At 60.2% G+C, this 11,672-nt stretch carries 10 protein-coding genes; 5 read left to right on the forward strand and 5 right to left on the reverse strand.

Translation table 11 applies throughout. The features are described 5' to 3' along the window. The 5 genes from NDI87_RS13290 to NDI87_RS13310 form a co-directional block, all read left to right on the forward strand. Nucleotides 1-969, forward strand: a 969-nt coding sequence (locus NDI87_RS13290; RefSeq protein WP_296275797.1) for an ABC transporter substrate-binding protein, incomplete at its 5' end; no start/stop codon positions are given. Nucleotides 970-972: 3 nt separating this feature from the next. Next, complete coding sequence (locus tag NDI87_RS13295; RefSeq protein WP_296275799.1) at nucleotides 973-5,028, forward strand: ATP-binding protein; 4,056 nt, start codon at nucleotides 973-975, stop codon at nucleotides 5,026-5,028. Between the two features lie 36 nt (nucleotides 5,029-5,064). Further along, on the forward strand, nucleotides 5,065-7,071 hold the full coding sequence (locus tag NDI87_RS13300; RefSeq protein WP_296275801.1) for an ATP-binding protein: 2,007 nt from the start codon (nucleotides 5,065-5,067) through the stop codon (nucleotides 7,069-7,071). A 371-nt stretch (nucleotides 7,072-7,442) separates the two neighbouring features. Then, nucleotides 7,443-7,628, forward strand: a complete 186-nt coding sequence (locus NDI87_RS13305) for an anion permease (protein ID WP_296275803.1) — start codon at nucleotides 7,443-7,445, stop codon at nucleotides 7,626-7,628. A 130-nt stretch (nucleotides 7,629-7,758) separates the two neighbouring features. Then, nucleotides 7,759-8,478, forward strand: coding sequence for a class I SAM-dependent methyltransferase (locus tag NDI87_RS13310; RefSeq protein ID WP_366028897.1), 720 nt, complete (start codon nucleotides 7,759-7,761; stop codon nucleotides 8,476-8,478). 44 nt (nucleotides 8,479-8,522) lie between these two features. Here NDI87_RS13310 and panD read toward each other — a convergent pair whose 3' ends face one another. The 5 genes from panD to NDI87_RS13335 form a co-directional block, all read right to left on the reverse strand. Beyond that, on the reverse strand, nucleotides 8,523-8,912 hold the full coding sequence (panD, locus tag NDI87_RS13315; protein ID WP_296275807.1) for an aspartate 1-decarboxylase: 390 nt from the start codon (nucleotides 8,910-8,912) through the stop codon (nucleotides 8,523-8,525). Between the two features lie 125 nt (nucleotides 8,913-9,037). Next, nucleotides 9,038-9,898 (reverse strand): methylglyoxal synthase, encoded by an 861-nt coding sequence (locus tag NDI87_RS13320; protein WP_296275809.1) that lies wholly within the window; start codon nucleotides 9,896-9,898, stop codon nucleotides 9,038-9,040. A gap of 96 nt (nucleotides 9,899-9,994) precedes the next feature. Continuing rightward, nucleotides 9,995-10,555, reverse strand: coding sequence for a molybdopterin-guanine dinucleotide biosynthesis protein B (gene mobB / locus NDI87_RS13325; RefSeq protein ID WP_296275811.1), 561 nt, complete (start codon nucleotides 10,553-10,555; stop codon nucleotides 9,995-9,997). Between the two features lie 35 nt (nucleotides 10,556-10,590). Then, nucleotides 10,591-11,226, reverse strand: coding sequence for a molecular chaperone TorD family protein (locus NDI87_RS13330; RefSeq protein WP_296275813.1), 636 nt, complete (start codon nucleotides 11,224-11,226; stop codon nucleotides 10,591-10,593). A gap of 67 nt (nucleotides 11,227-11,293) precedes the next feature. Next, nucleotides 11,294-11,672: 4Fe-4S dicluster domain-containing protein (locus tag NDI87_RS13335; RefSeq protein ID WP_366028900.1), on the reverse strand; the 379-nt coding region annotated here is incomplete at its 5' end.

Consider the following 11,672-nt stretch of genomic DNA (forward strand, 5'->3'; position numbering starts at 1 on the left):
CGCTTGCGTTTGCGGTTTCTGGCGACCAGCCTGCTGCTGGGCTTGAGCGGACTGCCAGCCGCCGCTACCACGGGGCTGACCATCGCCGTGGCGCGCACCCCCTTGTCCCTGCCGCTCTATGTTGCTGAAAGCCAGGGATTTTTCGCCGCCGAGGGTGTGCAGGTCACACTCAAGGAAGTGATCGGCGGCAACCGCACCATGCAGCAGCTGAACGACGGCGTGGCCGACCTCGCTACGTCATCCGAAAGCGTGGTGGTGTTCCAGAGTTTCAAGCGCAATGATTTTGCGGTGATCGCCAGCTTCGTGACCAGCAATGAAGATGTTGACCTCATCACCGGCAAGACTGTCGGCCATGCACGCCCGGAACAACTGGCGGGCAAGCGCATCGGCATGGTCATCGGCACTGCCAGCGATTACTACGTCGATTCCTGGCTGATTTTCCACGGTGTTGATTCGAGATCGACACGACCGGTCAGCCTGCAGCCGGAGACCATGGCGCCCGCGCTGGCCAAGGGCGAGGTCGATGCGGTGGCCATCTGGAATCCGTTCAGTTTCGAAATCCTCAAGACCGTTCAGGGCGCCCGGCAGTTGCCCAACCCCGGCGCCTATCGCCTGAGTTTCAACCTGATCGCCGGTCGCAAGCTCCTGGGGCCGCGCGACGACGAGTTGGCCGGCTTGCTGCGCGCGCTGCTGCGCGCCGAACAGTTCATCCAGGCCGAACCCGTGAAGGCACAGGCCATCCTGCGCAAGCGCCTCGCGCTGGAGCAGGATTTCATCGACTGGATATGGCCCAAATACCAATACCGCGTGATGCTCGATCAGTCGCTGATCGTCGCGCTAGAAAGCGCAGCGCGCTGGGCCCGCGAGGAAGGCCATGTGAGCGCCAGCCGTTCACCGAACTACCTCAATTTCATCTATGGCGAACCGCTGCGCAAGGCTCGGCCCGACCGGTTGCGCATCGGGAAATAACCCATGCGTATCCGCACCCTGCTAAGTGCTTCTCTCGCTGCCGCGCTGTTGCTGATTCTGGTGCTGGGCCTTGTGAATTGGCACCTCGCGCAGCGCATGGAGGTGTTGTCGGCAAGATTGACTCAGGCGCACGAGAATGCCCGGGAGATTTCCAAGCTGCTGGTACTGACCCACGAATATGCCCTGCATGCCGAAGAACGGGCAGCACTGCAATGGAAGGAAAGCCTTGCCGCATTGGTCGGCAGGATGAATGGCGACCACAGCGCGGCGGCCGGACCGCCGCTGAGTTTGCCCGATCAGATGCCCGAGCAGGCAACCATGCTGGGTCGGCTTTTCGCGCAACTGGAGGCCGCCAGCCAGTCGCCCGAAACGCCGTTGCAGATGCGCCGCAAACGGCTGTTGCTCGACCAGATGCTGTCCAACGTCAGCATCCTGTCCGAAGGCATGGAACGCCGGGAAGAAGCGATCCGGGCCGAGCACGCGCAAGTCGATCGACAACTGCATCGGTTGAGCCAGGCAATCCCTTTGGCGGCGCTGTTCCTCCTTGCAGCCTTGAGTGCGTTGCTGGCACGGCGGGTGTTGCAGCCGCTGTCCCGCCTTCATGCGGCGGTCAGTGCCGTGGCGCGTGGCAACCTGACGGTGCACAGTGCCAGCAGGGCCCATGATGAACTGGGGGAACTGTCGCGCACCTTTGATGCCATGGCCATTGACCTGGTCTCCGACTTGCGCCAGGAGGTGGCTGATCGCCAGCAGGCGGAAGAAAAGGCCCACCGAATTACGCAGCTCTATGCCATCCTGAGCGCCTGCAACCATGCCATTGTGGAAAGCGGCAACGCCGATGATCTGTTCCAGAGGGTGTGTCAGGCCACAGTCACGCTGGGCGGCATGAAGACGGCCTGGATCGGTCTGGTGGACGAAGCGACGCAGGAGGTCAGGCCGGTCGCCAGCTTTGGCAATGGCATCGAGGATCTGGCGGATATTCAAATCTCGGCCGACCCTCTCTCGCCGTTTGGCCAGGGACCTAGCGGCACCGCGATCCGGGAGGATCAGGCATTCTGGTGCCAGGACTACGCCAACGACCTGCGCACTGCCCCGTGGCACGAGCGCGGCGCGCGCGCCGGCTGGGCGGCCGCGGCCTTCTTGCCCTTGCACGCCAACGGCCGGACCGTCGGCGTGTTTTCCATCTACACCGGCGCGGTGAACATATTCGACGAAGACGTCCGCAACTTGTTGACCGAAATTGCGACCGACCTCGGCTTTGCCCTGGACAACTTTGCCAACCAGGCCGACCGCCGGTCGGCCGAGCTGCGTTATCACGCGCTGTTCGACTCGTTGATCGAGGGGTTTTGCCTCTTTGAAGTCCTGCTCGACGAAAAGAATCAAACCAGGGACCTCGTTTTCCTGGAGACCAATACCGCATTTGAGACGCAGACCGGCTTGCGCAACGTGCAGGGCAGGGGGACACGCGAAGTCGTTCCGCAGCTCGAGGCACATTGGTATGAAATTTACGGAAAAGTCGCCGTGACGGGCGAGACGGTAAGGTTCGAGAATGAAGCAATGGCGCTGCGTCGCTGGTTCGAGGTGAGCGCCTACCGTGTTGGTGGACAGACCAGTCGACAGGTCGGTGTCCTCTTTCATGACATCACCGCGCGCAAGCAGGCCGCACTCCAGCTTGCCGAAAGCGAGGCCCGGCGCCAAGCCGACATGAGCGCCGCCCTTGAAGCCCAGCGCCAGGCGGCACGGGCCGCATTGAGCCTGATGGAAGATGCCGTAGCCGCACGCAACGAGGCCGAGGCGATTCAAACGAGTCTTCGCAAGTTGTCACTGGCCGTGGAGCAGAGCCAGGAGAGCATCGTCATCACCAACCTGGCGGCCGAGATCGAGTATGTCAACGACGCGGCCGTGCTGACGACCGGCTACACCCGCGAGGAGTTGATCGGGAACAATCCGCGCGTCCTACAGTCGCGCAAGACGACGCCCGAGACCTATGTGAGCCTATGGGACACCCTGCAGCAAGGGCAGCCGTGGAAGGGGGAATTCCACAACCGCAGAAAGGACGGCACCGAGTACATCGAGTTTGCCATCGTCATGCCGCTGCGCCAGCCCGACGGATCGATCAGCCACTATGTTGCGGTGAAGGAAGACGTCACAGAAAAGAAACGCATCGGCATCGAGTTGGACCATCACCGCCACCATCTGCAGGAACTGGTGGCGCAGCGCACGGCGGAGCTGGCACTGGCACGCCAGCAGGCCGAGGCTGCCAACATTGCCAAGAGTGCTTTCATTGCCAACATGAGCCACGAAATCCGCACGCCGATGAACGCCATCATTGGCCTTACCCACCTGATGCAACGCGCGGGTGCCACGCCGGAACAGGCGGACCGGCTGAAAAAGATCGACACCGCAGGCCGGCACCTGTTGTCGATCATCAACGACATCCTCGATCTTTCCAAGATCGAGTCCGGCAAGTTGCAACTGGACAATACCGACTTCAACCTCTCTGCCGTTCTCGACAATGTCACTTCCATCATCACCCCTGCGGCGCGCGAAAAAGGCCTTGCGGTCGAAGTCGACCGCGACGCCGTGCCGGCGTGGTTGCGCGGGGATCAGGTTCGGCTGCGCCAGGCCTTGCTCAACTGCGCGGGCAACGCCGTCAAGTTCACCGACCGAGGTCACATCAAACTGAGTGCCAAGCTCCTGGAAGACGATGGTGAAGACCTCCTGGTGCGATTCGCGGTCGAGGACACGGGCATCGGCATCACGCCCGAGGTCAGCCAGCGGTTGTTCCAGGTTTTTGAGCAGGCGGATGTCACGACCTCGCGCAAATACGGCGGCACCGGCCTCGGGCTCGCCATCACCAAACAACTGGCGCAGATGATGGGCGGAGAAGTCGGCGCCGACAGCACGCCCGGCGTGGGCAGCACCTTCTGGTTCACCGCCCGCCTGCAACGCGGCTATGGCGTCATGCCTGCCGAAGCGCTCGAGCGCACGACCGATGTCGAGGCGAAATTACGCGCGCAGTTTCTCGGCACGAGGCTGTTGCTGGCGGAGGACAACCCGATCAACCGCGAAGTGGCGCTGGAAATGCTGCACGGCGTGGGCCTGGCCGTGGATACCGCGGTGGACGGCCGGCAAGCGCTGGCAATGGCTGCAGCCGGAGCCTACGACCTGATCCTGATGGACATGCAGATGCCCGACATGGACGGTCTGGAGGCCAGCCGGGCCATCCGCGCCCTGCCGGACTGGGATGCAAGACCCATCCTGGCGATGACGGCCAATGCCTTTGACGATGACCGCCAGGCCTGCAAGGACGCGGGGATGAATGATTTCATCACCAAACCGGTCGAACCGGAGGTACTCTTTGCCACCTTGCTGAAATGGTTGCCACACCAGCAACAGACACAGGGCTCGCCAGTTGCAATCGTGCCGTCGGCACGTCTGCCGCAGGATCAGCCAGCGCTACCGAGCCAGCTGGTTCAATTTGCCGGTCTCGACTCGGCCCGCGGCATTCGGGCCCTGAATGGAAACGTGGGGGCTTATGTGGCCTTGTTGCGGCAGTTCGCTGCCAACCATCGCGATGATTCGCAGTACCTGCGCAGCGCGCTTGCAGCCGGGCATACCGAGGCTGCCTGGCAAAGAGTGCACGCCCTCAAGGGCGTCGCAGCAAACCTGGGTGCAACTGCCCTGTATGCGGCGGCTGCGGCGCTGGAACTCGGGTTTCGCAGCGATGCGGCAACTCCGTTGCCGGCGCTGCTGGCGTCGTTGCAGACGGAACAAGCGGCCCTGGATGCGGTACTCGCACAGTTGCCCGAGACTGCGGCCGGTGGCGCGCTGGCGCCCGATCCCGAGCGAGCGCGGCAGGTGCTCGAGCAATTGGCGACTCCGCTGTCCAGTTTCGATACAGTGGCCGGCGAACTGTTCGAGAGCAACCGGCAACTGTTGCTGGCGACACACGGAGCAGAGGCGATGCAACTGGGGCGACAAATGGCGGCTTTCGACTACCCCGACGCGCTGGCCACCGTGCGTGGCCTGTTGCAGCAGGCGCCTGAAAGTCCATGAAAAATTTCTGGCCTCCATGAAACACAGGGCGAGTCAATGAAATTTGAAACATCCACGCGCCTCTACGAAAAAATATTGATGGTGGGTGCCGCGCTGACACCGGCCATCACCATCTGGTACCTGAGCACCTTTTCCGCCACGCCCCCTCTGCGGTTCGAGAATCACGGTTTTCACGAACTCTTCATTGCCATCGCGGTCGCGATCAGCGGCTTTGTCTCCTACGTTTCCTGGCGGAGCTACAGCACTTCAGGCGAAGTCTTCCTTCGCTGGCTGACCGTAGGTTTTCTCGCATTCACGCTGATCTATGCGCCACACGGCATTTTGACGCGAACGGCCGATCACAACATCTGGCTGTTTCTCCTGTTCGGACCTGTATCGCGGCTCGCCATACTCGGATGCCTTGTTTTCGGACTCACACAGTATGGCAGTCCGCCAGAGGACCCTTTGGCGATATCAAATACCGGGTTCTGGCGACGGGTCGTTGGAGCGTGCGTTGTTGTCAATGTTGCTGTCGTGATGCTTGCCTACTCGCCAATCGCAAGTAGCCCGTGGGTTCCCATTTCCCTCGAAAGTGGCGCCGTCATCCTGTGCGTGACAGCCATTGCGGTGATGGCATGGCGCCAAATCCAGTCACCGCTGATGATCGTCTATGCCATCGCGCTTGCGATATTCGCACAGGCCGCCATCGCTTTCATACTCGCAAAGCCATGGAACCATATGTGGTGGCTGGCTCATGTGATCTTCGCCGGAGGATTCTTGGTGCTTAGTTGGGGCGTTGCCCGCGCCTTGCTTACGACACGCTCTTTTACCAATGCCTATAGCCAGGAACAACTGATGCGGTCGTTGGAGCAAGAGAAGGCGCTGACCGAGGCCGCCAATCTCGAACTATGGTCCAGTCAGACGCACCTGAAATCCGTGCTCGACCATCTTGAGGAGCTTGTCTTCGTGCGCACAGCCGAGCTGGCGGCAAGCAAAGACGCCGCAGAAGCCGCCAGTCGCGCCAAGAGCGTCTTCCTGGCCAACATGAGCCATGAGCTGCGCACGCCGATGAACGGCATCATGGGCATGACCGACCTGGCACTGCGCCGTGCCACCGACCCCCAGCAGATCGACTGGTTGAACAAGAGCCAGGGCGCGGCGAAACGCCTGCGCGACGTCATCAACGACATCCTCGACATCGCCGATATCGAATCCGACCGGCTGACGCTAGACGAAGAAGACTTTTCCCTTGCGCAAACCATTGGCGGCGCCATGCAGATGGAGGACACGCTGGCCCGTGCCAAGGGACTGAGCCTGTCGTGGCATATCGATCCGGCCCTGCCCGATCTGCTGCGTGGCGACGCCGTGCGTCTGCGTCAGATCTTGCTCCATTTCACCGGCAACGCCATCAAGTTCTCCGAGCGCGGGAAGATCACCATTCGTGCCAGCGTCGCAGAGGAGGACAGCCACAGCGTGTTGCTGAAGATCGAGGTCGCCGACCAGGGCATCGGCATCAGTCCCGAACAGCAAGCCGGGCTGTTCCACGCCTTTACCCAGGTCGATGGCTCGACGACTCGCAAGTACGGCGGCACCGGTCTGGGGCTGACCATCTCCAGACGCATCGCGCGCCTGATGGGCGGCGACGCCGGGGTGACCAGCCAGGAAGGCAGCGGCAGCACTTTCTGGGTGACGGTCCGGCTCAGGCGGGCAGCGACAGTGCGGCCGGTGGCGACAATGGAAACCGGCGCACCCGCGCACGCGGCACTGGCTGCGCACATGCCCGAGGCGGTAGCGGAGAGCGTACCGGCGCCCGACCCCGAACGAGCGCGGCAGGTGCTTGAGCAATTGGCGACCCCGCTGGCCAGTTTCGATACCGTGGCCGGCAATATTTTCGAGAGCAACCGGCAACTTTTGCTGGCAACGCACGGAACAACGGCGATGCAACTGGGTCGGCAAATGGCGGCTTTCGACTACCCCGGTGCGCTGGCAACCGTGCGCGGCCTGCTGGGGCAGGCGCCAGAAAAACAATGCGGTATGCACATGGACAAACAGACCGAGCCCTGAAGACCAAGAGAAGCTGAGGCGACAATACACGTGGTCGACTGCGCGCTTCAACACCATCGAGAACGTGTAGCGCAGCCAGCGTGAGCCCGGCGCACAGCCAATGTCCCGCGCCAACTCACGGTCGGCAACCACTTCGTCGGTTCGCTTGACAAACCTGGGATTCGTCACGGCTAACTGCACAAGGTCATCCTGCCATTCCCGAAACCTTCATCCCCAGCGTTGCCAGCCGCCTCCAACCGGAGCTGATCGAGCGTCTGACCGATCCGGCGAATGACCTCGATAGCGCGCCGCAAATGGTTGACCAGGTCCTGATAAGTTCGGCCAGACTGGGTTAATCGCCTATCCCGTCACATGACCCGAAAGGAGTCGATATGTCAACCAACGAAACAACGTCCAGTACCAGGCAAGCCATTGCTGTAGCTGTGCCCATTGTTTTGGGTCTGGCGATCTGGTTCACGCCAGCGCCTGAAGGCTTGTCACTGCAGGCCTGGCACAGGTTCGCCATCTTTGCTGCCACGATCTTTACTTCTTCGTGGTCACGTTCAACGTCATCCTGACCTTCACGGTCGGGGCCGTGTGGTGGAAAATGCTCGGTTATTATTAAGACCAAGCGCCAAACAGCCGTCCGGTGCAAACAAGCTGGACGACTGTTCTGATGCCCCAATCATCTCAAAGGATCTGATGTCCATGCCCCTGGTCAGTAATGAACTTGACTTGCTGCACACGCTGGTCAAGCTGGATCAACACCGGAAAATCATCGAGCTGGGTTGTGGCGCAGCCGAGTTGTCGCGCCAGCTGTTGGCCCGCTTCCCGGACTGCGAGATTACCGCACTGGAAGTGGATGAGCGCCAGCATGCCAAGAACCTGCTCAAGCCATTGCAGGGTCTGCAATTCATCCAGGCAGGCGCACAGTCCATCCCGCTGCCATCAGCGGCTTTTGACCTGGCCTTGATGTTGAAATCCTTGCACCATGTGCCATTGCAGCAACTGGACCAGGCCTTGGCAGAAATCCACCGGGTCTTGAAACCCGGCGCACTGCTCTATGTCTCGGAACCGGTGTTTGCCGGTCCGCTCAACGAAGTGATGCGCCTGTTCCACGATGAGGAACAGGTGCGGGCCACTGCGCTGCGCGCGATTCAGCAAGCGGTAGCCACGGGCGGCTGGGAGCAGCTCAGCGAGACCCACTTTGATGTTCCCGTGCAGTTCCGCGACTTTGCCGATTTTGAGGCGCGCATGATCGGCGTGACGTATGCCGACCATCGGCTTGATGCCACCACACTGCAGCAGGTGCAAGAACGCTTTGCGCCACACATGCGCGCAGATGGCGCCCGCTTTGCGCCACACATGCGCGCAGATGGCGCCCGCTTTGTGCGACCGATGCGCGTCAACTTGCTGCGCAAGCGCTGAAGAGTCTGGAAACTGAGAGCGGATGACAACCCTTGGAGGGCAGGTCAGTTACCTGGGGCGTTCTGGGTCGGCACAGCGTGGCGCAACCCGGTTTGGCGATTTTGCTCGTCAACAAACACGAGTTGCGGCTGGTGGCTGGCAACCTGATCCTCATGAATCTGGCCGAAAGCCGCAATGATGATGAGGTCACCCACGGCCGCTCGACGTGCCGCGGAACCGTTGACAGAAATCATGCCCGAGCCACGCTCGCCCTTGATGGCGTAGGTGATAAAGCGCTCGCCATTGTTGATGTTCCAAATATGAATTTGCTCGTTTTCAGCAATGTTGGCCGCGTCGAGCAGGTTTTCATCAATGGCGCAGGAACCCTCATAGTGCAGTTCACATTGCGTCACTGCGACACGGTGGATCTTTGATTTAAGCAGGGTACGAAACATGGTTCAGGACTTTAAAAGAGGTGGCACCAACGCCAGGCACACCTTATGAATTTTACCGATGCAGGCATCGGAGGCAGAGGCTGATGATTGTAAAACCCCGCCGTGCCTGCAAATATCGTTCGCCGTCAGTTGCCCACGGCCTGGGCCCAGCGTCTGGTCATAGCAGGCGTATTGAAGCAGGTGGTGACGTCGCCAGCACTGTACACCGCTCGCTCCAACAGCTGGATGTCGGCCTCGTGCTGCCGTGCCACATGGGGATCTTCAAAAAAGATAACCTTTTGACAGCGTCTGTCCAGCACCAGCTCGGCGATCTGCGCATCACCGCCGAGCGGTCCGCTCTGGTAACAAGTCACCCACGGCCGCGATGCAGGCCAACCACGCGACCAGGCCATGGCGTTGAGCTGGCTGCCCGTGGTGCCTGTGGCAACGCGACCGGCAAAACGCGACAACATATCGAAATGCTCAACAGCAAACGCAAGCATGTCGCTCTTGAGCGCATCGTGCGCAATCAGGGCAAGCACCTGGGACTCAGGTGCCGGCAATTTCTTGCCTTCAGGCACCGAGCTGGCGACCATTCCGGCACAGGCCATCTCAACGCCAACCCATTCAATGGCACCGGCCAAGGTGGCGACAAAGGGTTTGCCGTGAATAACACATTGGCGCTTGAGTGCCTGCGCCTCTGGGTACATGGAAGTCGGATTAACCGGGTCGACGAAGAAGAACACGCCATCGATGGCGGCATCGGGGGTCAGACCTCCTGCGGCCCGCGAAACCAGACGCATCAATCCTCCGTCGCGCCCATGGCCTACTGAGATCAGGCGACTGCGCAGCAAGTCGTTGATGAGCAAAGCGTCATGCGCCCCTCCGGTGGCGTGCAAATCGAGCGCGAGCGTATTCAGGTCTGCTTCACAATGCCTGGCCCAGCGCAACAAGGAGCAGTCGGCACCAAGTCGGTGTAGACGATGCGCAACGAGTCCATACTTCATGGTATTTTCCTGATGTGAGTCCAAAGTCAGGAGCTTACCATTTAGGGGTTTTCGCGACCTCGCCAATGGCCAGACTGACATCGCCAGCCGTTATCGCTAGCCATTTGCAGACTCTTTTGAATCCCCTGCCCACAGGGCTTCACGTTGGGCAGCGTGCCGTAAAACGAATTCGGCTATTGACGCAATATCCGACAGATCCAGATGCGATAGGCCGGGCGTTATCGCCCTCTGAGCGGGCAACGTGGGAGGCTGATCACTGGCAATGGCCACAATACCAGGCCAATCCGGCCACAGCGTATCTTTACTTCCTGATTTTCGCCAGACTTCCAGCTTGGGGAAATTGCCATGTTTGAAGCCTTCAATCAGCACCAGATCGCAATGCTGCATGCGATCCAGCAAGTAGTCCAGCGACGGCTCTGGCGCACCGCGCAGCTCGTGCATCAAGGCCCAGCGGTCATTTCCCAGCAATAAAACTTCTTTGCAACCCGACTCACGCAGGCGATAAGAGTCTTTGCCCGGACGGTCAATGTCAATGTTCTTGTGGCTGTGCTTGATCAGTGACACCACCAAACCCCGCGCTGCAATGGCAGGCACCAAGCGCTCCAGCAACGTGGTCTTGCCCATGCCGGAATGACCGGCGATACCAAATATTTTCACAGGTGACTCATCTTTTTCTGATGACAACAAGCTGTTCAGTGCACAGACAGCCTTGCCGCTTCCATGCGCACAAAGCGCTCGGTGAAGTCGGCCAGTTTCCGGTAAAAATCAGTCTCGGCACCCGCCTTGACCGAAGCAGCAAACGGGCCAATCCATGCACCCAGATGCTCACTCAGAAAACGTCTTTGCAAAAGCTCGATGGCTGCCGCCTCTGCTGCGCTGCCGGCAGCCTCTGCATGATTCCTGTTGAACGTGAGCAGGTACAAAAATTCCAGCTCCACCGCCACATGGTCTGGCAGATCCCTGAAGTCCTCATCGATTTCAAATCCACCTGCGAGGTACAACTCAAGCACGGGTGGAGGCAGATTCTCCTCCGTCTGCACCGGCGTATTCAACCAGGACGAACCATAAGGATTGGCAAGTGGCTTTATCGGCCCGAGAAAAAGTCGCGTGTAGTCCACCAGTAGTGTCTGCATGTCCTGCGCCTGAAATGCTGCTCCCAGCTGGCGTGCCTGATCGGCCAGTTCAGGATCAATCCGCGTGGCTGCCACCAGCATGGAATCAAACAAATTCTCCTCTGCAAACTCCGCCGCTGGTTCGTAATAACAGGCAGACAGGAAACGACACAGGTCCTCACGCGCAGTGACTTGGTCTGGGTTGTAATCGGACATCATTGTTCCTTGGCTAAAAAAGAGGGCCGGACAAGCCGGCCCTTGATGCAATTGGCTTCAGGCAAATTCAAGCCCGTGGGCTGTATTTTCCAATGTAATGGACGTTGGGCCTGGTGCCTTTTTCTTCTTGCAGGCGGAAAGATTTTTCTTTCTTCAAAATCTGCGCAATTTCGCTGTTCGGATCATCCTGATCCCCAAAGATACGCGCTTTGGCGGGGCATACCTCGACACAGGCCGGCTGCAGGCCGTTGAGCACGCGGTGGTAACAAAAGGTGCATTTCTCGACCACATCGTCCTTGCGCACCGGCTGAAGGTCGCCGCCTTTCCAGGCGTTCAGCATGGGGGGCGTCGCACCCGCCAGGGCTGCAAGCTCGGCGCCGGAAGTCGTGCACCCCGGGATGGCCGAGGTTTTGTCGGCCCAGCGCGGCTGGGTGTTTTCATCCATC

This window comes from Rhodoferax sp. (assembly GCF_023701345.1).
Lineage (GTDB): Bacteria > Pseudomonadota > Gammaproteobacteria > Burkholderiales > Burkholderiaceae_C > Rhodoferax.